This is a genomic window from Paractinoplanes lichenicola (assembly GCF_016785085.1).
GTDB lineage: Bacteria > Actinomycetota > Actinomycetes > Mycobacteriales > Micromonosporaceae > Actinoplanes > Actinoplanes lichenicola.
The window spans coordinates 214,285-237,548 of the sequence record NZ_JAENHO010000011.1 but is presented as its reverse complement, the minus strand read 5'-3'; the positions used below and the strand labels follow the sequence as shown (position 1 = coordinate 237,548).

Below are 23,264 nucleotides of genomic sequence, written 5' to 3'. Positions count from 1 at the left end.
GGGGCTCGGAGCCGGCTTGTATCTTCCACCGTGACTGTGACCCCGCCCGAGGAGGTGAGACCCATGACCGTTGTGATCGCCGTGGGTGCTCCCCGTCCCGTCACGGCCGGGCGACTGACGTAGGTGTCGCCGGGAGTGCCCAGACTCCCGAAAGGCACCACCTGTGTTCGACGTGATCATTGCGGGCTGCGGCCCGACCGGCGCCATGCTCGCCGCCGAGCTCCGCCTGCACGACGTCAGCGTGCTCATCCTGGAGAAGGAAGCCGAGCCCGCGCCCGAGGTGCGCATCGTCGGCCTGCACATCCGCAGCCTTGAGCTCATGGCCATGCGGGGACTGCTCGACCGCATGCTCGCCCACGGCCGCCGACGCCCGGCCGCCGGCTTCTTCGCCGCCATCGCCAAACCCCAGCCCGAGGGCCTGGACTCCGCCCACGCCTATCTGCTGGGCATCCCGCAGCCGGTCGCCGTCCGCCTGTTCACCGAGCACGCCCTCGGCCTGGGCGCGGAGCTGCGGCGCGGAAGTCAGGTGACCGGCCTCGACCAGGACGACGACGGGGTGACCGTTTCGACGGCCGATGGTGAGCGACTGCGCACGCGCTACCTGGTCGGCTGTGACGGCGCGCGCAGCACCGTGCGCAAGCTGCTCGGCGTCGGCTTCCCCGGCGAGCCCGCGCGCACCCAGTGGGTGATGGGTGAGGTGGAACTCGCGACGCCGGCCGGCGAGATCGCAGCCCGGGCGGCCGAGCTGGCCGTGACCGACCGGCGTTTCATTCTCCGTCCCGCCGGAGGGCCGGCGTACCAGGTCGTGGTGCCCGCGGCCGGGCTCAGCTCGGCGCCGCCCACCCTCGACGACCTCGTGCGGGAGATGCGGACCGTGGCCGGGACCGATTTCGGGGCGCACTCGCCGCGCTGGCTGTCCCGCTTCGGCGACGCCACCCGCCTGGCCGAGCGCTACCGGGCCGGGCGGGTGATCCTGGCCGGCGACGCCGCGCACATCCACCCACCGCTGGGCGGGCAGGGCCTCAACCTCGGCGTCCAGGACGCGGTCAACCTCGGCTGGAAACTGGCCGGGCAGCTGCGCGGGTGGGCGCCGGACGGCCTGCTCGACACGTACGAGGCCGAGCGCCGCCCGGTGGCCGCGGACGTGCTCGACAACACCCGCGCGCAGATGGCGCTGCAGGCCGTCGAGCCGGGCGCGCGGGCCCTGCGCCGGCTGTTCACCGAGCTGATGGACATCAACGAGGTCAACCGCCGCCTGATGGAGAAGATCAGCGCGATCGACCTGCGCTACGACTTCGGCCCCGGCCCCGAGCTGGTCGGCCGTCGCCAGCGCGACCTCGACCTGAAGCAGGGCACCCTCTACGACCGGATGCGCCGCGGCCGGGGACTGCTGCTCGACCCGACCGGCCGCCTGCGGGTCGGCGGCTGGTCGGACCGGGTCGATTACGTGGCCGGCCCGGGCGTGCCGGCGGTGCTGCTGCGGCCCGACGGTCACGTGGCCTGGACCGGCGACAGCCAGCGGGAGCTGGACGAGCAGCTGCGGCGATGGTTCGGAGAAGGTGACACTCCCTGGCACCTACGGCTGGGAGGCTGATCTCAGCGCCGGAGCACCGGCCCCGATCAACGAGGAGTCACCATGGCGATCACCACCAACACGCACCTGAACTTCCGCGGCGACGCCCGGGCGGCGCTGGAGTTCTACCAGTCCGTGTTCGGCGGTCACCTGACGGTCGTCGCCTACAGCGACTTCGGCATGCCGAAGGAGCTGCCCGACGCCGGCAAGGTCGTCTTCGGCCAGGTCACCGCCGACAGCGGCTTCACGATCCTGGCCTACGACATCCCGAGCCAGGCCGTCCCGACCGCCCCGCTGACCCCCACCACCCGGGAGAACGGGATGACGCTGACCGGCGAGCGGTTCTTCGTCGCCGTCGGGGGCGACACCGCCGACGAGGTCAGCGCCCTCTGGGACAAGCTCGCCGACGGCGCCGAGATCGTCGAGAAATTCGGCCCGTCCCCGTTCAGCCCCGGCTTCGGCATGCTCACCGACCGCTTCGGCGTCACCTGGATCCTGCAGGTGAACGCGGCCCACGCGGGCTGACCGGCCGCTCAGCGGGTCATCCGGTCCACGGCGTCGCACAGGGTGGCGGCGACGCCGGGGCCGGTCATGGCCGGGTCGAGGGTGAAACGCTCGGGCAGCGCGTCGATCGCGGCCCGGATGACGAGGGCGACCGTGCGGGTGTCGAAGTCGCCGAAGTCGCCCGACTGCTGGCCGGCCCGCAGCAGGTCCTCGACGAAGGCGATCAGTTGCTCGTTCTCGGCGGCCGTGTAGCGCAGGGTTCCGTCGGGGCGCCGCAGGTTGCGGAAGATCTCGCCCACGGCGGCCAGCGCACGCGCGTTGCCGGCCGCGAAGAGCACGGCGATCCGCACGTAGGCCAGCAGGCGGGCCCGGGGCCCCTCGGCCGCCTCGAGGGCGGCCAGAATGTCGGGCACAGCGCTGGAATACACGGACTCGACCACCGCCTCGAGCAGCGCCTGCTTCGAGCCGAAGTGGTAGACCACCACGCTCTTGGAGATCTGGGCCCGCTCGGCCACGGCCGCCAGCGACGTGCCGGCGAAGCCCACCTCGTGCAGCGAGTCGAGCGCGCATCGCACGAACTGGTGCCGCCGCGCCTGCTCGATGAATGACGACCGCATGGTCGAATCCTAGACCGCACGGTCGAAAACGCGACCGTGAGCTGCTGTTGTAACCCTCAAGTAGAGATTCAGGGTGCGATGCGGACGCGGTCGCGGCCGGTCTGCTTGGCCTCGTAGAGCGCCCGGTCGGCCCGGCTCAGCAGCTGGCGCAGATCGGGCTCGGCGTCGCTGTCGCCGCAGGCCAGCCCGACGCTGATCGTCACCGGCAACCGGCCCGCGGCGGTCGGCACCGCCTCGCCCGAGACGACCCGGTGCAGCCGCTCCGCCACCTCGGTCGCGGCCGCCTTGTCCTGCGGGACGACGAGCGCGAACTCCTCGCCGCCGTACCGGCCCAGCACGTCGCCCTCGCCCAGCGCCTGCCGCAGCCGGGCGGCCACCACGCGGATCACCTCGTCGCCGACCGGATGCCCGTACGTGTCGTTGATGCTCTTGAAGTGATCGATGTCGACCATCACCGCGGCGATCGGGGTGCGCCGCGCGCGGGCCTCGCGCAGCTCGCGCTCGGCCTCGCTGAAGAAGTGGTTGCGGTTGTAGAGGCCGGTCAGCCCGTCGACGGTGGCCAGCCGGCGCACCTGGCTGAACAGGCGGGCGTTCTCGTACGCGGTCATGCCCTGCCCGGCGATCGCCGCCGCGATCTGGGCCTGCGCCTCGCTGATGGCCTCGGCCCGGGCCGACCCGACCAGCAGGATGCCGAACGACTCGCCCCGCACCGCCACCGGGATCGCCCACCAGCTGCGCGGCGCCCCGAGCAGCGCGTCGACCGACTCCGTGCCGTGCGCCGCCGTCCGGGTGCGCGGCCCGGTCAGGCCGAGCAGGTCGGACGGCACCGAGAACCGCCGGCCGACCGCCGCCCCGTCGCCGTGCGAGGCGGCCACGACCAGCCCGTCGCCCTCGGTGCGGGTCAGCAGCACGGCCGAGTTGCCCCCGACCGTACGGGTCAGGCTGCCCAGCAGGCGCCGCATCACCTCGTCGGGGTCGAGCGACGAGCTCTGATCGGCCATCGCCGCGCGCAGGGTCTCGGCCACGTCGCGCTGCCGGCTGGCCGTCTGCACCGCCACCTCGAGCTGGGCGGCCCGCGCGGTCTCGAGCGACACCGCGATGTGGTTGGTGATCGCCTTCAGGATCGCCACGTCGTCGCCGGTGAACACGCCCTTGGCGACCCGGCTGTCGAGATAGACCACGCCGCGCAGCTGTCCGTCGAACTTGAGCGGCGCGATCAGGATGCTGCGCAGCCCGTGCGCCTGCATGCTGTGCGAGCCGAGCGCGACCCCCTCCTCGGTGCCGGTCACCACGAGCGGCTCCCCGGATTCCCGTACGCGGTCGACCAGGGTTGCGCTGTAACCGGTCATCTGCCGGATGTCGTGGCTGGCGCCGTCGCGGCCCACGTGCGGCACGAGCTGGTTGAGGTCACGGTCGAGCAGGAACAGGAAGGCCCGCTCGGCGCCGAGGAACCGCAGGGTCTCGTCGAGCGCCACCCGGGCCAGCTCGCGCGGGTCGAGCAGGGTCGCCGAGGCCAGGCTGACCTGCTGCAACGCCTCCAACCGGCGGCGGTAGAGGGCGGCCGCCCCGCCCTCCGCGGCGTGCCGGCCGCCGGTGGTCACCTGCGGCGCGGGGCTGGGCGGCTCGGGCCGGATCTCGGGGAACTCCTCGTCCAGCCAGCGCACCCGCTGCGGCCACTGCTGGTCGGCGGCGATCGTGCGGGCCGTGGCCGCCTGCAGCGCCGCCGGGCCGGGCTGGCCGAGCGCCTGCAGCGCGCGGGCGTGCACGCGGGCCGCCTCGTAGGCGATCAGCGGCGCGTCCATCGGCAGCAGGTCGATCTCGACGCCGGCCAGCGTGCGCACCGCCTCCTCGGGCCGCCCGTCGAGCACCTCGAAGTCGGCCCGGGCGACCCGGTGGAACGCGCGCAGCGGCTTGCTGGTCGCCTTGTCGCCGAGCCGGGTGATGGCCGCCTCGGCCGCGGCGCGCAGCTCGGCCGGGGCGCCCGGCGCGGCCCGGCGGCAGCGGGTCAGCCGGCCCAGCGCCTCGAAGATGTAGATCACCCGCTGCTGGGGGACGATCGACCCCGGCTTGATCCCGAGCCCGGCGAACTCGGCCGCCAGCCGCTCGAACGGCTCGCCCAGCTGATCGTTCTCGACCAGCGCGATCATCCGGGCCCCGTACAGGTTGATCAGCTGCATCGGGTTGTCCGGGTTGGCCCGCAGGAACCGGCGCAGCGCCTCGATGTGCGCGGCCGCCTCGTCGTGCCGCCCGCGCTGGGCGGCGATCGCGGCCTCGACGGCCCGGATCGCGGCCCCCTCGGCCTCGGCGCCCGGCCCGATCCTGGCCTTGGCCCGCTGCAGCCAGGCCTCGGCGTCGGCGGTGCGGCCGCGCTGGAAGTACTGCATGCAGACCCCGCCGACCGCGGTCAGGTAGTCGCCCAGGTCGAGCCAGCGCTCGTGCTCGATCAGGGCCCGGCCCCAGACCTGCGAGTCGTCGTCGCGGCCGCCCAGGTGGCTGCCCGCGCCGCGCTTCCACTCGACATACCCGACCAGCTCAGGGTCGCCGATCTCGGCGGCCACCGCGGCCGAGCGGTCGTAGAGCCGGGTGGCCAGCGCGGGCCGGCCGGCCACGTCGGCGATCACCCCGAGCCCGGCCATGTGCTGCGCGTATTCGCGGCCGGGGCCGAGCCGGTTGATCGGATAGAGCGCGCGCAGGCTCATCATCGCCCGCATGAGCCGGCGCATCCGCATCGACAGGGCGAACGTGCCCAGGTCGTACAGGATGGCCTGGAGGCGGTAGCGCTCGCGGGCCCGGTCGCGGGCGGAGCCGAAACCGAGGTGGGTGCGGCCGACGACCAGGCCGAGCAGCACCGACGCCAGCGTGGTGGCGATCAGCCCGAACTTGCCGCGGGGCAGCGGCTTGCCCAGTTCGGACAGGCCGCGGCGGACGGCGTCGAAGGCCCGGTCGGGATTCCACGAGGCGTTGTGCACCTGGGCCGCCAGCGCCCGGATCTCGGCCCGGCGCAGCTTGTCCGGCTCGTCGCGCAGCGCGTGGTCGAAATGGCGCAGCGCCTCGGCGAACCGGCCGCTGCGGGCGCAGCTGGTGCCGAGCGCGACGAAGAAGCCGGGCAGCGGGGTCAGGCCCGCGGCCTCGGCGGCCTTCCCGGCGGTCTCGAGGAACGTGCGAGCCTCGGCCGGGGCGTGCTCGGCGAGGGCCAGTCGGCCGGCGTTGAGACCGCTCAGGTGCACCCGGTCGGGGCGGCGGTGCGGCTCGCCGAGCGCGTAGTGGCGGGCGGTCAGATAGACGTAGCGGGGGTCGTCGAAGGTGGCCGCGTCGAGCATCTCGGCGATCCGCTGGTGCAGCCGGCGGGTGGCCGCGTCGTCCAGGCCGACCAGCAGCGCCTCGCGGATCCGGTCGTGCAGGAACCGGTAGCCGCCCGTGCCGGCCGCGGTGACCAGCCGCCGCGACTCGGCCTCGGCCAGCAGGGCGCCGGCGTGCCGCGGGTCGATGCCGCAGACCGCCGCCACCAGCTCGGTCGGGAACCAGCGGCCGGCCGTCGCCCCGGCCACCAGCAGCCGGTGGCTCTCCTCGCCGAGGCCGTCGATGCGCTGCAGCACCAGGTCGACCGCGTCGCCGGAGAGCTCGAGCCGGTCGAGCCCGGCCAGGTCGAGCGTCCAGCCGCCCCAGGTCGGGGTGACCAGCCCGGCGTCGAAGACCGCCCGCACGTACTCGCCGACGATGAACGGGTTGCCGCCCGCCCGCTCGGCCAGCTCGGCGACCTGGTCGCGGGGCAGCTGGACGGCGCCCAGGTGCTCGTCGACCAGCTGCAGCACGGCGTCGGCGTCGAGCGGGCGCAGCGGGAGCCGGGTGTCGAGGGTGGCGTCCATGTCGGCGCCGAACCGGTCGAGCGCGGGCGCGCTGTCGGGGTCGTCCCGGCTGGTCGCGATGACCAGCAGCGGGGTGCCGGTGAGCCGGTTGGTCACCTGCTGCAGCACCCGCCGGGTCGGGCCGTCGAGCCACTGCACGTCGTCGATGTGCAGCACCGCGCCCTGGAACTCGTCGGCCAGCCCGACCAGGAACGCCGCGACCGCGTTGACGAACTGCTCCTGCCGGCTCAGCTCGCCGATCCGGGGCGCCTGCATGAGGTCGGCCAGCAGCGGCGACAGCGTGCGCAGCAGGGGCCCGCCGCGGCCCGCGGCCCGGTGCAACCGCCCCACGGCCAGTTCACGTTCCCGATCGGGCAGGCGTTCCACTGTACGGAGATAACGCTCGACCGCACCCCGCAAGGGAGCCAGCGGGACCGGGTCGTCGGGCACGCACTTGCCGTAGAGCACCAGGTCGCCGTCCGACGCGACGGCGTTGGTCAGCTCGCGCACCAGCCGGGTCTTGCCCGCGCCGGCCGGGCCCTCGACCACGGCCGCCCCGCCCGCGCCGTCGCGCGCCCGCAGCCAGCGGTTGGCCAGCGCGATCACCTCTTGATCACGGCCGACGAGCAGGGTCGGGCCGAGCGGCCGGACCCCGCGGCGGTCGGTGCCCGGCTCGAACGGCTCGCCCGGCCGCTCGGCCAGCCGCCGCAGGTCGGTCAGCAGGCCGTCGCCGCTCTGATAGCGGTCGTCGGGATCCTTGGCCATCAGCGTGGCGATGATCGCGGCCAGACCCGTGGACAGGCCGGGGCGTCGCTCGCGGGCGTCGGGGACGGGCGCGGTGGCGTGCAGCCGGATCAGCTCGCCGACGTCGTCCGAGACGTACGGGACCTGGCCGGTCACGCACTCGTAGAGCAGCACCCCCAGCGCGTACAGGTCGCTGCGGCCGTCGACCGGGCGCTTGAGCATGCCGGTCTGCTCGGGGGCGCTGTAGGCCAGCGTGCCCGCCACCCCGTCGTCGCTCGCTCCGTACCGCCCCGCGAGTCCGAAGTCGATCAAGCGGCCCTGGCCCGACCGGTCCACGATCACGTTGTCCGGCTTGACGTCGCGGTGCACCAGGCCGGCCCGGTGCGCGGCCGAGAGCGGGCCGACCAGGTCGACGGCCAGCCGCACCACGTCGTCCTCGTCGAGCGGGTCGCGCCGCAGCACCTGGGTCAGCGGGGCGCCGTCGATGTATTCGAGCACCAGATAGGCCCCGGCGTCCGAGCGGCCCACCTCGAAGATCCGCGGCAGCAGCGGGTGCCCGACACAGCCGAGCAGGGCGGCCTCGCGGCGGATGGCGGTCAGGGCCCGGCCCGAGTCGGCCGCCGCCAGCACCTTGAGCGCGTAGTCCTCGCCGCGGCGCCGGACACGGTAGACCACCGTCTCGGCCCCACGGCCGAGCTGCGCGACCACTTCGAGATCGGCGATTGATCCCGGTGTGGTCCCAAAGATGGCGGTCAACGTTCCCTTCCTTCTGCAGGGCTCTCCGGACGGTACGCCCCGGTCCTGGTGGGATACCACCTCCGCGCGGAAATCGATCGCTTGTACGGCCACTCCGCTTATACGTCAGTGGTCGCTGTTGGCGCCCCGCCGCAATTCACCGCGGGTGCCGATTTCCGACTCTGTCCGCAGCTCATCGGCGTGCGACGTTGTCGAGCATGCGTCCTCGTCGATGGTTCGTCCTGGTCCCGCTTGCGCTGGCCGGTGCCGCGATGCCCGCCACTCCGGCTACCGCGGCGGTCGCGCCGCTCAAGGTCGACTTCTCCGACGCCGGCACCGCGCCCGCGGCCGGCTACGTCCGCGACTCCGGCGGCGCGTTCACGGCCGCGCGCGGCTACGGCTGGGTCGACCTGGGCGAGCGCACGCCGGTCGACCTCACCGGCAACGGCCGCAACCGCAACCCGGCCGCCGGGCAGGCCGATCAGCGGCTGGCCACCTTCATGCACGCGCAGCTGCCGGCGGGCTCGGCCGGGGTGAAGACACCGGGCGCGTGGGAGGCGGCCCTGCCCAACGGCCTCTACACCGTGACCGTCGCCGTGGGGGACGCGGGCACCGCCGTCGACAGCACGCACTGGGTGTCGATCGAGGACCAGAACGCCGTCGCCGCCTTCAAGCCGAGCTCCGCGACGAAGTTCGCCACGGCCACCCGTACGGTCCGGGTCGCCGACGGCCGCCTCACGATCAGCCCGGCCGGCGGCGTCAACACCAAGGTCGCGTACGCCGACATCGCCGCGGTCGCCGGGAGCGAGTCCATCCCGGCCGTGCGCACCAGCACGCCGGCCAACGGGGCGACCGGCGTGCCGCTGACCACCAGCATCGTCGAGGACCTGGTGCTGCCGAACGGCGGCGTGCGGGCCGCGTCGCTCAGCGGCTCGACGGTCACGCTGACCCGGCTCAGCGACGGCGCTCCGGTGGCGGCGACGGTGATCACCAGCGGCGGGGGAGACGTCATCAACCTCTCGCCGACCGCGCCGCTCGCGCCCCTGACCGCGTACCGGTTCACCGTGACCAGCGGCGTCACCGACGTGACCGGCAAACCCTTCGCGCCGTACTCGATGGTCTTCACCACCGCGAGCGGCAACCCCACCGGCGGCGGCCCGGCGTTCGACAAGACCGTCGGCGTGGCCACCGGGGCACCGTTCACGACGGTGGTCAAGGGGCCCGACGGCCGGCTCTACGCGGGCACCCTCGACGGCCGGATCTTCCGCTTCCCGATCGGTGCGGGCGGCACGCTGGGCACCCCCACGATCATTTCCACCGTACGGGCCAACGCCGCGGCCCTCGGCCTGCCCGGCGCGGCCGCCCGCACCGTCATCGGCATGGTCTTCGACCCGGCCTCGACCGCCACCGCGCCGATCCTGTGGGTCACCGACAACTACGAATACGTCGGCCCGCTCGACGTGCCCGACTGGTCGGGACGGATCGGCCGGCTCAGCGGGCCCGACCTCGGCACGTACACGCCGGTCGTGACCGGGCTGCCGCGCTCGGTCAAGGATCACGAGACGAACTCGCTGGCCTTCGGGCCGGACGGCGCGCTCTACGTGTCGCAGGGCGCCAACAACGCGATGGGCGCCGCCGACTCGACCTGGGGCAACCGCCCCGAGCGGCTGCTCAGCGCGGCGATCCTGCGGCTCGACCCGGCTGCGCAGCCGCTCGACGTCCAGAACTACGACCCGTACGCGGCGAACGCCCCGCTGACGTTGTACGCGACCGGCGTACGGAACGCCTTTGATCTGGTCTGGCATCGCAACGGGCACCTGTACGCCCCGACCAACGGCTCGGCGGCCGGCGGCAACACGCCCGCCACCCCGGCCACCCTGCCCCCGGCGTGCGCCCGCCGCGGCTACACCGGGCCGGCCGTGCCCGCGCTGACCAATGTGCCCACCGCCGAGACCGACTACGTCTTCGACGTGCGCGCGGGCCGGTACTACGGCCACCCCAACCCGGCCCGCTGCGAATGGGTGCTCGCGGGCGGTAACCCGACGGCGAGCACCGACCCGTTCCAGGTCGGGGCCTACCCCGTAGGCACTTCGCCCGACCCGAACTTCGACCTGGCCGGCATGTACGACGCCGGCCTGCACGCGTCGGCCAACGGGGCGATCGAATACCGCGGCGGCCAGCTCGACGGCAAACTGCTGGTGGTCCGCTACTCGGCCGGCCAGGACATCGAGACGTTCGACGTGGCCGCCTCGGGCGCACTCTCCAACCGGCGCACCGGAATCACCGGCTTCACCGGATTCAGCCAGCCGCTCGACGTAACCCAGGACCTCGCCACCGGCAACCTCTACGTCACCGAACTCGGCGCCTCCCGGATCACCTTGCTGAAACCTCGAGCTCAGTGACCGCCCACCGCACCTGTCACCACACCTCCGCCATCTCCACGTCGGCCGGCACCCGGCGGCGGCTGCCACACCTCGCCTGCTGCTACCGCCTACTTCGCCTCCAGCCCCCGCATCGCCCGCCGCCCACCCCACTTGTGCCCGCGTCTTCGTCGCCCCCCTCGCCGGTCGTCCCCGGCCGCCGCGGTTTGCCGGTCGCCTCGCCCGCCGCGGTTTGCCGGTCGCCCCCGCCCACCCCGGTTCGCCGGTCGCCCCCGCCCACCCCGGTTCGCCCGTCGCCCCCGCCCACCCTGCCTCGCCCGTCGCCCCCGCCCACCCCGCCTTTTCGTCGCCCCCGCCTCGTTTGTAGGCACCGCCTACCCCGCTTGCAGCCACCGCCCACGCGCCTGTCGTTCCTTGCCTGCGCCGTCTGTCCTTTGTTCATAATAGCTATTTCGCTGTAAAGTGATTGGCTCGTCGTTTCCTTTGGTCGCGTTTCCTGAGCTGGCGGTTCTTGTCGCGACGAAACTCTGATTGGCATGATCGAATGCTGACAAGGCGGATCTGGATTCGGGATAATATCTAGATGAAGGGGCAGATCTCGTTGTTCAGCCGAGCCGATACCGCTGCAATGCGTGATCGGACTCTGGCGCGCAATTATTCTCCCAGTGCAGAAGAATTTCGGCGTGAGCATCAGAAGCGTCGGGCGTGGGGTTTGCAGCGCCGGCATGCCGAGAAATTGGCGTGGCTGCGCAGCCGTGATGCATCCGGTCTTTCGAGTCGCAATGCCCAATCGAGCCGTCCCGCTGCGTCCATGAGCAGGCAGCCTGCATCCTCGCGGCCAGCCTCGGGTTCGCTCCGCCCGCCGATCTCGCCCGCTCGCCCGGCCGGTTCGGTTGTGCCTTCGACTCGTCCAGCCGGTCGGGCCACGCCCGCAGCTCGTCCCGCCAGCTCGAACCGGCTCCCAACTCGCCCGGCTGTGTCGCCAACTCGCGCGGCCGTGGCCCCGGCCCGCCCGGTCTCGGCCCGCCCGGCATCAGCTCCGATATCGCCCCGCTCTGGCCTGGTCCGGTCGGCTCCGGCCCCCTCGGTGCTGGCCCCGGCCCCAGGCCCAGCCCCAGCCCCGGCTCCAGTCCTGGTCCCAGCCCCAGCCTCGGCCCCGGCTCCAGTCCTGGTCCCAGGCCCGGCCCCGGCCCCAGCCTCGGCCCCGGCCCCGGTCCCGGTCCTGGCCCCGGTCCCGGTCCTGGCCCCGGTCCCGGTCCCTGGCCCCGGCCCCGGTCCTGGCCCCGGCTCCAGTCCTGGCCCCGGCTCCGGTCCCAGTCCCGGCCCTGGTCCTAATCCCAGCCCCGGCCCCGCTCCTGGCCCCGGCCCCGGCCCCGGTCCTGGCCCCAGCCCCAGACCCGTTCCCGGCCCCAGCTCCAGACCCGTTCCCAGCGCTGGTCCGAGCTCTGGTCCAGGCGCGACCTGTCCTGACTTCTGGGCGGGGCGCCGGCTAGGGTCTGCGTCCGGCGTCGAAGGCCCGCCCAGTCACGACTTTGATTTGTGGTGGCTCGTTCTCGGCTCGCCCAGCTTGGACTCCTGGGTGGATGCCTGCGTTTTCCGGCGGCGCGGACGGCTCGTCCCCGTCTCGTGGGCGCTCTGCCGTGGCTTTTGGGCGCGTGGAGTGTGGCTGCGGCTCTCAACCCGTGGTGGGTCGGGGGAGGAGTGATGCGTGTGCTCGTTGCATTTTAATGGAATTTTTTGGGCGGTCTTTGTGGGTGGTTGCGGTGACACTCGATGCCGTAATCAGGCTTCGGGTGGGTGCAACTCGTCATTCTGTGGTTCAGGTTCAACAGCGAAGACCTAGATAGTTTGCAAGCCGTTCCACGACCAGTGGGGGATGGGGAGGTTGTCTGGGACTTCGTTGGCTGTGGTGTGGTAGCGGTTCATTGAGGTGTTTGTGGACCAGGCGAAATAGTCGTGCAGGGCCTGGCGCAGGGGGTTGTCCGTCAAGCCTGTGTCGGTCATTGCCTGGTCGAAGCAGGCTATGGCTCTTTGGTTCATGTCTTCGTGGGGGCCGTTGCCGCTGTGCATGCGGACGATTGTGGACTCGTCCAGGCCCGAGGGCGGGCCGCCGAGGGCCTCGGACCAGTAGGCGGCTAGGCGGGCCGTGTGGTCGGGGTGGTAGCCGTGGCTGAAGGCGTGGCTTACTACCGGGTCGGCCAGCACTCGGGTGTGCCAGGCGGTGGCCAGGCGTACGAGGCCTTCTAGTTCGCCTGCAGCGGTGTAGATGGTTGTCATGGAGTGTGAGAGTGCCAGCTGGTGGTGGTGTTGGCTTGGATGAAAGCGAAGTCGGGGTCGCGGCCCAGGCCATAGATCGTGGGGACTTCGACCTGGCCGTTCGTGCTGATGATGGGGGTCGTGGTGACGTCGCGGGCGTAGTACTTGTCGGAGCCGGAGACGTCTGAGGGCAGGGTGAAGCCGGGGAGGGCGCTGAGGGCCACGTTGGCGGCGCGGCCGATGCCGAATTCGTGCATGCCGCCGCACCAGACCGGCAGGCCGTGGTCCTGGGCGAGGTTGTGGGCCCGTACGGCGGGGGTCAGGCCGGCCATGCGGGAGACCTTGATGTTGAGGATGCGGCCCGCGCCCAGGCGCAGGGCCGTGATCAGGTCGTCGACCTCCTCGATGGACTCGTCGAGGCAGATCGGGGTGTCCAGTTCGGCTTGCAGGTCGGCCAGGTCGGCGAGCGCGCGGGGAGCGTACGGCTGCTCGATCATCAGGAGGCCGAGCTTGTCGAGCTCTCGCATGACGGGGAGGTGGTCGACGCCGTAGGCGCCGTTCGCGTCGACGTGCAGCGGGACGTCGGGAAAAGCCGACCGCACCGCCCGTACGGGGTCCAGGTCCCAGCCTGGGGCGATCTTCAGCTTGACGCGGCGGTAGCCCTCGGCCACGCGCGGCGCGACCTGGGCCAGCAGGTCGTCGATCGTCGGCTCGATGCCCAGCGAGACGCCCGCCTCGACCGTGGAACGGGTGCCGCCGAGCGCGGCCGCCAACGGGACGCCGTGCGCGGACGACCACACCGACCACGCCGCCATGTCGAAGCCGGCGCGGGCGAAATGGTTGCCGCGCACCTTGGCCAGGGCGGCGGCCAGCGTGGCGGGATGATCCCAGTCGGTGCGCAGCACGATCGGGGCCAGGTGGTCGCGGGCCACGGCCCAGCAGCTCTCGACGGTTTCGGCCGAATAGAACGGGCCGCTCGGGGAGGCGATCTCGCCCCAGCCCACAGTGCCGTCGGTGGCGGTCAGCGCGACCAGGATGTGTTCCAGCGAGCGCTTGGCGTGCGAGCTTGTCGTGAATTCGTGCACGAGCGGAAGCCGTACGCGGAACATCTCGATGCTTTGAATGCGGGTCATGCCGGCTCCACGTAGAGGTCGAGTTCGGCGGCCAGGGCGTCGCGCTCGTGCAGGCGGCGGCCGGCCCCTTTCGAGCTGGCGATGGTGAGCGTGGCGAGCAGGTGCAGCGCCAGCACGACCGAGGTCGGAGAGCTCGCGTACGAGGCCGTGTCGGTGCCGATGACGATGCGGGTCGACGCCTTGGCGGTCAGCGGCGCGTCCTCCGAGTCGGTGATCAGCACCAATTCGCCGCCGCGGGACACGTACGACTCGGCCACCGCCACCGTGTCCCGGCGGTAGCGCGACATCAGGATCGCCACGAGCAGGTCGCCCTGGCGGATGTCGCCGAGCACGTCGAGCGGCCGCAGGCCCGCCCCGTCGACCAGGTGTACGCCGGACAGGCCCGCGCTGAGGTCGGCGTTGAGCATCGACGCGTAGCCGAACGACTTGCCGTTGCCGAGCAGGTAGCGCCGCCGGGCCGAGACTATGCGGGCCGCGGCCTGCTCGATGGCGTCGTGCTCGGCGGCCCACGCGAGGGCCTTCTCGAACGCCTCGCGCTGCTGGTCGAGCACGCGCTGCTTGAGCACCTGGGCCGAGCGCCGCTGCACGTTGCGGTCGAACCGCTCGGCGGGGCTGGAGGTCACTTCGCTGCCCTCTCGAACCGGTAGATGGCCTGATCGCCGTGCGTTTCCACAGCGACGAGGACGCCGCCGTCCTGAAAGCGTGCCATGAGCGCCTCCCGCAGCCGGGCGCGTTCGGCGGCCTCGGGCGCGGCGAAGCGAGCATGAACAGCCCGGCAGGTGACGTCCGGCAGACCAGATCCGCGGGGGAGGGGGTGAGCGGCGGTCAGGTTCCATGTGACGAGAAGGCGGTCGGAGGAGCCGTCGTCGTAGTAGTCGGGGAGGAACTTCACGGCTGTGGCGCCGAGCACCGACAGGTTGAAGTGGGCGTTGCGGAGGGCGTACGGGTCGAAGGTCCATCGCATCGTGCGGGCGCCCGTGGCCCGCGCCGCCTCGGCCTGGGCGAACTTGAGCCGGCGGCCGATCCCCAAGCCCTGGGAGCGGGGCGCGACCGCCGCCGCCTGGGAGTAGTGGTAGATCTCGCCGCTGTCGACCGCGGTGAAGCCGTAGCAGAAGCCGACCAGGGCGGGCCCGTCGAAGGCGCCGATCACCGACCCCGAGTTCTCGCGCAGGGCGGCCAGCAGGCGCGGGCTGATGCCGAACTCGGGATGGGTGTATCCGAAGACGGCCCGGTAGAGCGCCGACGCCAGCGACCACTCGTGCAGCCCGGCCAGGTCGCGCACCTCGATCCCCACATCGACCTCCAAGATACGTACCGTATGTTCGTCATCTTGCCCCCGGCAGCGGCCGTTGACAACGTGGGGGAGCGAACTTAGCGTCCGTATATGATGCTCGACAAGCTGCGCCAATACGCCGGCCTGGAGTCGCCGACCGGGGATTCCCGCGCGCTCGCCGCCCTGGCCGAGGTGCTCGAGGCCGACGCCGCCGAGGCCGGGTTCGCGACCGCGCGCGAGGGCGGCCATCTGCTCTGGACCCTGCCCGCCCGCGGTGTCACCGGCGGTGAGCTGCTGCTGCTCAGCCACTACGACACGGTGTGGCCGGTCGGCACGCTGGCCTCGATGCCGTTCACGGTCGACGGCGACACCGTGCGCGGGCCGGGCGTCTACGACACCAAGGCGGGCCTGGTCGCGCTGCTCGCCGCGGTCACCCGGCTGCGAGGCACAGATCAAGACCACCCCGAGGTACGGGTCGTCGTCGCCGCCGACGAGGAGATCGGCTCGCCGACCGCGGGTGACCTGGTGCGCGCCGAGGCCGTACGGGCCGCCGCGGTGCTCGGCATGGAACCGCCGCACCCGGGCGGCGACCTGAAGACGGGCCGCCGGGGCAGCACGCGGGCCCGCATCGAGGTCACCGGCGTCGAGGCCCATGCCGCCCTGGATCCCGACGCCGGCGTCAACGCGATCGACGAGCTGGTCGACCAGCTGGTTCGGGTGCGGGCGCTCGTCGAGGGACGGCCGGTGCTGCTCAACGCGGGTACGATCGCCGGCGGCGGCCGCACCAACGTGGTCGCCGGGCACGCGCGGGCCGACCTGGGGCTGCGCTTCGTCTCCCTGGACGACGAGCGGGCGGTCCTGGGCGCGCTCGACGGGCTCACCCCCGTACGGGAAAGGGCTGCTTTGACGACGACGCTGCTCGCGCACCGGCCCACGTGGCGCGAGGCCGAACCGACCACCGGCCTGCTGGCGCGGATCGTCGCCGTGGCCGCCGGGATCGGGCAGACGCTCGACGGGCATCCGGCAGACGGCGCCGCCGACACCAACACCACCGGCGCGATGGGCCGCCCCACGGTCGACGGCCTGGCCCCGCCCGGCGGAGGAGCGCACGCCCGCCACGAATGGGTCTCCGTCCAGGGGATCGCCGACCGCACGGACCTCCTCGAGGCCTTGATCACGGGGTTGAAGGCATGACGAGTCCGCTCGACCCGATCGCGATGGATCAGTGGTACGACGTGATGGTCGAGGCGCCGGACGTTCTCGCGCCCAGCCGGCGGGAACACCTGGCCCGGTTCGAGCATCCGTCGGGCTGATCGTGAAGGCGGCCAACCACGCGTACGCCCGGGCCGGGGTGCCGGCCCTGCGCGTGATCGAGGCGTGGAACGCCGAGGAGAACACTCCTATGCGGGCGGTCAACGCGGCGCTCGGGTTCCAGCCGGTCGACCGCTGGCCGGTGTTCCAGTTCTGACCCCTGGGGGCCGCCGTCGGTAAGTTTGCCGACACGGAGGTGGTGCGAAGCCGTTCGGAAGCGAATTGTGTTCGGCATGACTGCCACGGCGTTTGATCGTGAGCTCGCGCGGGGGAGCGCCGAGCTGATGCGCACCAAGCGGATCGAGCTGTCGGCGCTCGAGATCCCGGCCGGCCGCGGCTGGCATCCGCTGCGCGAGAAGGTGACCGAGCTGCTCGGCGAGCAGCCGCAGAGCATCGGGTCGGTCGTCACCCGGCTCGTGGCGTTGCAGGCCGTCCTCGACGAGCTGCCGCCCAGCCCGGCCAAGAACAGGGTGTCCGCGTTCAACTCGCTCTACCTCAAGATCACCCGGCGGGTGGAGCACGCCATCCTGACCGGCGTCAACGAGCCCGACTTCCTCGAGCTGCTCGACATCGAGTTCGCCAAGCGCTATTTCGCCGCGCTCGACCTGTGGAACAACGACGACGAGGAGACCCCCCGACGTCTGGGAGGTCCTGTTCAAGCGGGCCGGCGACACCAGGATGAGCCGGCTGACCGCGGCCATGCTCGGCGTCAACGCGCACATCAACCACGACCTGGCGCTGGCGCTGATCGGCACGTGGAACGAGACGGGCGCGCCGCACGCCGAGGACGACACCATCCACCCCGACTACCTGCTGGTCAACGAGATCTTCTACGAGGAGATCCCGCCCCTGCGCCGCGGCTTCTCGACGAAGTGGCAGCTGGAGCTGGACGAGTTCGTCGGCCCGCTCGACGACTGGAGCCAGCGCGTGCTCGTCACCGTGACCCGCGCCCGCGCGTGGGACCAGGCCCGCGACCTGTGGCTGCTGCGCCACGACGGCGAGGATTTCGAGCAGGCCCGCCGCACGATGGACCGGGCGGCCTCGCTGCTGGCCGAGTGGGTCATCATCGGCGACCGGATCGTCACCGGCGCGGGCGGCGGCTGGCGGCGTTTCCGCCGCCGATTCGCCGCGTAGCGGGTCAGTCCTCGATCAGCGTGCCGGTGCCGGGGGTCCAGCCGGAGACGTCGGCCAGCCGTCCCCGCCACAGCGTGCCGGCGTCGTTGTGGTGCAGGCCCGGGCTGTGTATCCGCGCGTTGCGCAGGTGGATGTAGCGGGTCGGGGCCATCAGCGCCGTGTACTGCCGGTGCGTGACCTCGCCGCCCGTGTCCCGGATCTTGACCGCGGCGTGGGCCAGGTCGGACTGCTCCTTGACGTGCTCGGCCGTGCCCACATAGAAGGCGTCCTCGTGGTCGTTGAGCTCGCTGACCTCGGCGAACCACTGCCACTGGGGGATCAGCTCGCCGCTGACCAGCAGCCCGTGCACGCTGAGGCTGAGCGGCACCCCGGGGTCGACGGGCTCGGTGAGCCGGTCCATCTGCGCCACGTACGTGCCCAGCACGCCGTCCGGTTCGGCCCAGTTGACCTGCGCCGAGGCGCCGTTGAGCATCGGATCCAGCATGTGCCCGACTTTAGGTGTCAGGACTGCGGCAGTGGGGCGTTATCGCCGGTTTCGAGCCGCGCGTTGATCACGCTCGCCAGGTAGCCGGCATCCACGACCGGGTTGATCGTCGACGGCTGGAGCCGCAGCCCGCGCCGCACGACCAGCTCCGGCCGGACGATCCGCAGGAAGATCTCGTTGCGGCGCCCGACGGTCGCCGAGCCCAGCGCCTCCCACGGCACGAACATCCGCCCGAGCGGCTGCCGGTCGTGGACCCCGTCGGCCCGGATCTCGACGCCCTGCGGGCCGAGCGCCAGATACCACCAGTACGCGACGAGCAGGACCCACAGCGCACCCGACGGGATGTCGCCCCACCACAGCATGTCGTCCCGGCCGGCGATCAGATCGCCGATGTCGTCGGAGACCAGATTCGTCCCGAGGAACGTGAAGGCCGCGGCGGACAGCACCAACCCCGGACTGGCGACCGGGTCGAGCGTGACCGGGCGATACTTCAGGTAGCCGAAGAACGAGAGGAACATCAGGCCGAACGTCAGGCCGAACCCGGCCAGCTGCAGCGGGAAGGCCGTCTGCAGCAGGACGGCGAGCGCGAGCGCCGCGACCAGGAACCAGGCCCGCCACCGCGCGACCGCCCCGAAGAACCACATGTCTCGATCCTAGTCAGCCCGCGCGAGCCGCCCGCCAGGCCGCGGCCGCGCGTTTCGGGGCGCGGGCCAGCCACGCGTCCTGCACGATCTCGGCCAGCTCGGCCCGGCTCAGTCGCCCGACGTCGCGGGCCAGCAGCAGCACCGCCCGATAGCCGTTCCAGTGCGGCGTCGTGAAGAACGGCGTGCTCTCGTCGAGCACGAGGGCCTGCTTGTCGTCCTCCGACTCGACGTGGAACGCGATCACGTCGGGATAGCGCTCGCCCGTCTCGGGGTCGACCGCGTCCTTGCGGGGCTCGCGGAAGAAGATGAACGCCTTGCCCCCGACCGCGAAACCGGGATAGTCGCCCTCGCTCACGACGACGTCGGGCATGGCCTCGGCCAGCGCGCGCACGTCCTCGACGCGGGCCGGGCGTTCGTCGTCGGTGGACACAACCACAGAGTAGGGCGGATGGTACGAGCCCGCACCCGCCCGCGCAAGCTCGCAGAGAGAAACTTGGGAGCGCTCCCACTATTCGGCCGCATTGATTGACGTCATTGGAAACACGCGCTTAACCTGCGCCGGTGACGTCACTGGTGGGCTCGCTCGAGAGTGGCCCGGGGGCGGCTGCGCGAGACGGCCACGCCGGCGAGGCAGAGCACGCCGCCGCCGATGGCCAGCAGGCTCGGCACCTCGTCGAGGATCAGCCACGACAGCACGATCACGACGACCGGGACCGCGTACGTGGTGGAGCCCATCTTGCCCGCGGTCGTCCGGGCCAACGCGTACGCCCAGGTCGTGAACGCGACCGCCGTCGGGAAGACGCCCAGGTAGATCACGTTGAGCGTGGCCGAGACGGGCGCGCCGGCGATGTCGTGCACGAGCTGCCCGGCGAACGGCAGGCAGGCGATCGCTCCGATCAGGCAGCCGAACGTGGTGGCCTGCAGGGCGGTCGCGTGCCGCAGGGCCGGCTTCTGGGCCACGACCCCGGAGGCGTACGTGATCGCGGCGACCAGGCACAGCAGCACGCCCAGCACGGACGCCCGCCCGGCGCCGGACATCGACAGGCCGACCACGACCGTGCCCGCGAACGAGACCGCGATGCCGGCCAGCAGGCGCGGCGGGAAGCCCTCGTTCAGCAGCCACCCGGCGAGCAGCGCCATCAGCGCCGGGCCGACGTTGACGACCATCGCCGCCGTGCCCGCGTCGACCAGTTCCTCGCCCCAGTTCAGCGCGACCATGTAGAGCCCGAACCAGAGCACGCCCGAGATCGCGATGCCGGGCCACGCGGCCCGCGGGGGCAGGCCCTGACGACGTACGGCCAAAAAGAGCACCAGGACCACCGAGCCGGACAGCAGCCGGCCGAGCGCGAGCGAGCCGGGCGAGAAGTGGGGGGCCGCGGCCCGGATCCCGACGAAGGCCGAAGCCCAGAACACAACGGTGACGGACGCGGCGGCAACCGCGGCGCCCGGCACCCGGGGAGACGTCATAGCGACATCCCACCCCGCCGATCGTTCGGTCGCCAGCGAAAAACAGACGCGACCCTCTGACTCCCCGAACCCCAATCCCCGCACCCCCGCCCACAGCTCCTCTCTCCGAGCCCTCAACCCCCCATCCCTCGCCAAGGAGGAGCGATGAAACGTCGCATTGCCTGGTCCGTCGCCTGTTTGATGGCGGTGTTCTGCGTCGTGGCGGTCCTGCGTCCGGCGTACGCCGCAGTCGGGTGCCGCGTCACGTATGCGGTCACGAATCAATGGTCCGGTGGCTTCGGCGCCTCGGTTACGGTCGCGAACCTGGGTGACGCGCTCAACGGCTGGACGCTGACCTTCGCGTTCCCGGATGCCGGCCAGAAGGTCGTACAAGGCTGGAACGGCACGTTCGCGCAGAGCGGATCCACTGTCAGCGTGACCAACGCGAGCTGGAACGGCTCGGTCGCCTCCGGCGGGTCGATCAGCGTCGGCTTCAACGGCTCGTTCACGAGTGCCAATCCGGTACCGACCGCGTTCGCCGTGAACGGGACGACGTGCACCGGGTCGACTCCGCCGCCCGCGACCACGCCTCCCACAACACCTCCGGCCACCCCGCCGACGACGACCCCACCGCCGACTACCCCGCCGGCCGGAAATGTCTGGAATCCGCCGTCGCAGCTCGTGCAGCCGCTGGCCGCGGTCTGGACGCACCAGGAGCAGACCTACAGCAATGGCAACCTGTACGGGTTCAAGAACTACGGCTGGGACCAGCTGTTCGCCGCGGGCGGGGCGATCAACTACTGCGTACGGTGGGACTCGACGGCCCATGTGACGGCGGCGCAACGTGACTCGATCCACGCGGCCCTGCAACGGCAGTATCAGAAGTGGATGGATCAGCTGCTCGATAACGGGCAGGGCTGGAACAACTGGCCGTACACGCAGGTGCCGGTCAAGGTCGTCGGCTGGGCCGTGCGGGACCGCGCGCAGCTCGAGTGGAGCGACACGTCGGTCGACATCACCGTCGGCAACATCAACGAGAACGCCCCGCAGTGCGCCCCCGCTTGCGGCCGCTTCTTCCACCAGGACGGCAACTACAACGGCTGTCCCGGCGGCGCGGCCCGGCACTACGACCACTCGCTGTGGCTGACGGCGGGCTTCGGCGGCGGCGCGGGCGGCGACTGGGGTCAGCGGATGGGCTCGGAGTATTTCCTGAGCAACGTCAACGCCTCGGACATCCACATCTTCCTGCACGAGCTGGGTCACACGTACGGGCTGGACGACTTCTACGACTGGGACCCGACCCCCGGGCAGGGCTTCATCATGAAGGCCGGCTCAGCGACCCAGATCACCGAGTTCGACAAGTGGATGTTCCGCGACTGGTGGCGCCACCTGAAGAGCCGCTACGGCCGCTAGCCGGGCTCGTCGTATCTCTCGTACACCGCCGCCCGGGCCCGCTCAGGGTCCAGGCGGTGCAGGATCGCGTCGGCGATGCCCGCGAGCTGCTCGACCTGCTCGGGGCTCAGGGCATCGATGACACTTTCCCGTACGGTCGTCACGTGGCCCGGCGCGGCCTCCTGCACCTTCTTCCAGCCCTCCTCGGTCAGCCGGGCGTTGGTGGCGCGCTTGTCCTCGGGGCAGGGGAAACGTTCGACCAGTCCGCGCGTCTCGAGCCGCTGGACGACGTGGGAGAGCCGGGCCAGCGTGGCCGTCGTGTGTTCGGCCAGCGCCGTCATCCGCAGCGTGCGCGCGGGTGCCTCGCTGAGCATGGCGAGCACGAAGTAGTCGAAGTGGGTGAGCTGCGCGTCGCGGCGCAGCTGCGAGTCCAGGGCGGCCGGCAGAAGTTCGATCACGGCGGCCAGGCGCACCCAGGCCGCCTTCTGCTGGTTGTCGAGCCATCGCGTGTCCACGGTCACAAGTCTCTCACGGCATTAGTTGTTGCTACAACCTCGCCGTACGTGCAATGGTTGTCGCAACAACCAAATGGCTCGGGAGGGCATCATGGCGAACATCAGCATCCTCGGCACCGGCAACATGGGTCAGGCCATCGGCGGGCTCGTCGCCAAGGGCGGCCACGAGGTGCAGCAGCTCAACACCTCCAGCGCCGACCAGAGCGTCACCGGCGACATCGTGATCCTCGCGGTGCCCCACGCCGCGCTGGCCGACATCGTCGCCACCCGCGGCGCCCAGCTCGCCGGCAAGGTCGTCGTCGACATCACCAACCCGGTCGACTTCGCCACCTTCGACAACCTGACCGTCCCGGCCGACGGGTCCGCCGCCGCCGAACTGGCCGCCGCGCTGCCCCAGTCCAAGGTCGTCAAGGCCTTCAACACCAACTTCGCCGGCACGCTGGCCACCGGCTCGGTCGGTGCCGAGACCACCGCCGTCCTGATCGCGGGCGACGACGCCGACGCCAAGGCGGCCGTCTCGGAGGTCGTCACCGCGGCCGGCCTGCGCGCCGTCGACGCCGGCTCGCTCAAGCGGGCCCGCGAGCTCGAGTCGCTGGCCTTCCTGCAGATCACCCTGGCCGCCGGCGAGAAGCTCTCCTGGAACGGCGGCTTCGCGGCCGTAGCCTGACGCCCTCCGGGCCGGCCGGGACGCTTGTCCCGACCGGCCCGGCCGTCTCACTCGCCGATGTCGTCGACCCAGCCGCATCGGCCGCACCTGTACCGGTCGCCCGGGTAGGTGTGGTCGTGGTCGAGTGTCACCTCGCGCTCGGATTCGCAGTCCTCGCACACGGCGATGACCGCGCACTCCTCGAAGCGCTCGCGCAAGGCCAGGTCGGGCGTCTCCCAGGCCTTCACCACGGTCTCGCGGTGCCGGTCCTGGTAGCGAGGCTTGTCGCAGCTCACACAGAGCGACGTCGCGACGCACCGGGGATCCTTCTCGCCGAACTCGCCCCAGAGGTGCTCGAAGCCCGCCCCGGTCACGTCGCCGCAGGTCGTGCAGCGAAACTCCACCGCGCACGGCGCCTCGCCGGTCGCGTACGACAGCGAGCTGTGCCGCCCGGTCCGGCACAGCCACCGCCACCGGCGCGGCCAAGGCTGCTCGCTGCTGCTGAAGGTGCGGCCCAGCCGGGCGGCCTTCTCGTCGAGACGCTCCTGGACGAAGCCGACGACCATGATCGCGCCGAGCGCCGACACGACAAAGACCCAGGGCTCCGGCATGCCTCCAGTGTGGAGACCGA

20 protein-coding genes and 1 pseudogene are annotated in these 23,264 nt (G+C 71.9%); 9 read left to right on the top strand and 12 right to left on the bottom strand.

From position 1 onward, the window contains the following. Positions 1-163: 163 nt before the first annotated feature. Complete coding sequence (locus JKJ07_RS34850; protein ID WP_202996207.1) at positions 164-1,594, top strand: FAD-dependent monooxygenase; 1,431 nt, start codon at positions 164-166, stop codon at positions 1,592-1,594. Positions 1,595-1,636: 42 nt separating this feature from the next. Then, positions 1,637-2,098 (top strand): VOC family protein, encoded by a 462-nt coding sequence (locus tag JKJ07_RS34845; protein WP_202996206.1) that lies wholly within the window; start codon positions 1,637-1,639, stop codon positions 2,096-2,098. Positions 2,099-2,106: 8 nt separating this feature from the next. Here JKJ07_RS34845 and JKJ07_RS34840 read toward each other — a convergent pair whose 3' ends face one another. Then, complete coding sequence (locus JKJ07_RS34840; protein ID WP_202996205.1) at positions 2,107-2,694, bottom strand: TetR/AcrR family transcriptional regulator; 588 nt, start codon at positions 2,692-2,694, stop codon at positions 2,107-2,109. Positions 2,695-2,762: 68 nt separating this feature from the next. After that, positions 2,763-8,039 carry a diguanylate cyclase gene (locus tag JKJ07_RS34835; protein ID WP_202996204.1) on the bottom strand — a complete coding sequence of 1,759 codons (5,277 nt, stop codon included), beginning with the start codon at positions 8,037-8,039 and terminating at the stop codon, positions 2,763-2,765. 197 nt (positions 8,040-8,236) lie between these two features. Between JKJ07_RS34835 and JKJ07_RS34830 the strand changes: the two genes are divergently transcribed. After that, a complete protein-coding gene (locus tag JKJ07_RS34830; protein WP_236030395.1) occupies positions 8,237-10,420 on the top strand; it encodes a PQQ-dependent sugar dehydrogenase in 2,184 nt (727 codons plus the stop codon). Between the two features lie 1,818 nt (positions 10,421-12,238). Here JKJ07_RS34830 and JKJ07_RS34825 read toward each other — a convergent pair. The 4 genes from JKJ07_RS34825 to JKJ07_RS34810 are packed head-to-tail and all read right to left on the bottom strand — an operon-like array spanning position 12,239 to position 15,094. Continuing rightward, positions 12,239-12,676 carry a group II truncated hemoglobin gene (locus tag JKJ07_RS34825; protein WP_202996203.1) on the bottom strand — a complete coding sequence of 146 codons (438 nt, stop codon included), beginning with the start codon at positions 12,674-12,676 and terminating at the stop codon, positions 12,239-12,241. Then, positions 12,673-13,788, bottom strand: coding sequence for an o-succinylbenzoate synthase (gene menC, locus JKJ07_RS34820; protein WP_202996202.1), 1,116 nt, complete (start codon positions 13,786-13,788; stop codon positions 12,673-12,675). The genes JKJ07_RS34825 and menC overlap by 4 nt, the downstream gene beginning before the upstream one ends. Continuing rightward, the gene (locus JKJ07_RS34815; protein ID WP_202996201.1) at positions 13,785-14,411 is read right to left on the bottom strand and encodes a MurR/RpiR family transcriptional regulator; all 627 of its coding nucleotides are present in this window, start codon (positions 14,409-14,411) and stop codon (positions 13,785-13,787) included. Before JKJ07_RS34815 ends, menC begins: the two co-directional genes overlap by 4 nt. Further along, positions 14,408-15,094, bottom strand: a complete 687-nt coding sequence (locus tag JKJ07_RS34810; protein ID WP_202996200.1) for a GNAT family N-acetyltransferase — start codon at positions 15,092-15,094, stop codon at positions 14,408-14,410. Before JKJ07_RS34810 ends, JKJ07_RS34815 begins: the two co-directional genes overlap by 4 nt. Before the next feature lie 78 nt (positions 15,095-15,172). On the opposite strand from JKJ07_RS34810, the gene JKJ07_RS34805 reads away from it, so the two are divergent. The 4 genes and pseudogenes from JKJ07_RS34805 to JKJ07_RS52310 all read left to right on the top strand — a co-directional run bounded on the left by JKJ07_RS34805 (position 15,173) and on the right by JKJ07_RS52310 (position 17,506). Next, entirely contained in the window at positions 15,173-16,255 is a 1,083-nt protein-coding gene (locus tag JKJ07_RS34805; protein WP_202996199.1) for a M20/M25/M40 family metallo-hydrolase, read from the top strand. Next, positions 16,252-16,374: a hypothetical protein gene (locus JKJ07_RS51325; RefSeq protein WP_268919335.1), complete on the top strand. Its 123-nt coding sequence runs from the start codon at positions 16,252-16,254 to the stop codon at positions 16,372-16,374. The genes JKJ07_RS34805 and JKJ07_RS51325 overlap by 4 nt, the downstream gene beginning before the upstream one ends. Positions 16,375-16,376: 2 nt before the next feature. Beyond that, complete coding sequence (locus tag JKJ07_RS34800; RefSeq protein ID WP_202996198.1) at positions 16,377-16,529, top strand: hypothetical protein; 153 nt, start codon at positions 16,377-16,379, stop codon at positions 16,527-16,529. Between the two features lie 76 nt (positions 16,530-16,605). Beyond that, positions 16,606-17,506: pseudogene (locus JKJ07_RS52310) on the top strand (DUF5995 family protein). Positions 17,507-17,510: 4 nt separating this feature from the next. On the opposite strand, the gene JKJ07_RS34790 reads toward JKJ07_RS52310, so the two are convergent. The 4 genes from JKJ07_RS34790 to JKJ07_RS34775 all read right to left on the bottom strand — a co-directional run bounded on the left by JKJ07_RS34790 (position 17,511) and on the right by JKJ07_RS34775 (position 20,101). Further along, a complete protein-coding gene (locus tag JKJ07_RS34790; RefSeq protein WP_202996196.1) occupies positions 17,511-17,990 on the bottom strand; it encodes a GvpU-like protein in 480 nt (159 codons plus the stop codon). Positions 17,991-18,007: 17 nt separating this feature from the next. Beyond that, positions 18,008-18,634 carry a hypothetical protein gene (locus tag JKJ07_RS34785; RefSeq protein ID WP_202996195.1) on the bottom strand — a complete coding sequence of 209 codons (627 nt, stop codon included), beginning with the start codon at positions 18,632-18,634 and terminating at the stop codon, positions 18,008-18,010. A 13-nt stretch (positions 18,635-18,647) separates the two neighbouring features. Continuing rightward, on the bottom strand, positions 18,648-19,064 hold the full coding sequence (locus JKJ07_RS34780; RefSeq protein WP_307834555.1) for an MmcQ/YjbR family DNA-binding protein: 417 nt from the start codon (positions 19,062-19,064) through the stop codon (positions 18,648-18,650). Positions 19,065-19,201: 137 nt separating this feature from the next. After that, positions 19,202-20,101, bottom strand: a complete 900-nt coding sequence (locus JKJ07_RS34775) for a DMT family transporter (RefSeq protein WP_202996194.1) — start codon at positions 20,099-20,101, stop codon at positions 19,202-19,204. A gap of 144 nt (positions 20,102-20,245) precedes the next feature. On the opposite strand from JKJ07_RS34775, the gene JKJ07_RS34770 reads away from it, so the two are divergent. Next, on the top strand, positions 20,246-21,493 hold the full coding sequence (locus JKJ07_RS34770; protein ID WP_202996193.1) for a cellulose-binding domain-containing protein: 1,248 nt from the start codon (positions 20,246-20,248) through the stop codon (positions 21,491-21,493). Here the strand turns inward: JKJ07_RS34770 and JKJ07_RS34765 are convergent. Next, positions 21,490-21,987: a MarR family winged helix-turn-helix transcriptional regulator gene (locus JKJ07_RS34765; RefSeq protein WP_307834554.1), complete on the bottom strand. Its 498-nt coding sequence runs from the start codon at positions 21,985-21,987 to the stop codon at positions 21,490-21,492. The genes JKJ07_RS34770 and JKJ07_RS34765 overlap by 4 nt on opposite strands. A gap of 91 nt (positions 21,988-22,078) precedes the next feature. On the opposite strand from JKJ07_RS34765, the gene JKJ07_RS34760 reads away from it, so the two are divergent. Continuing rightward, on the top strand, positions 22,079-22,654 hold the full coding sequence (locus JKJ07_RS34760; RefSeq protein WP_202996191.1) for an NADPH-dependent F420 reductase: 576 nt from the start codon (positions 22,079-22,081) through the stop codon (positions 22,652-22,654). Between the two features lie 47 nt (positions 22,655-22,701). On the opposite strand, the gene JKJ07_RS34755 is transcribed toward JKJ07_RS34760, so the two are convergent. Next, positions 22,702-23,244 carry a hypothetical protein gene (locus JKJ07_RS34755; RefSeq protein WP_202996190.1) on the bottom strand — a complete coding sequence of 181 codons (543 nt, stop codon included), beginning with the start codon at positions 23,242-23,244 and terminating at the stop codon, positions 22,702-22,704. Positions 23,245-23,264 lie beyond the last annotated feature (20 nt).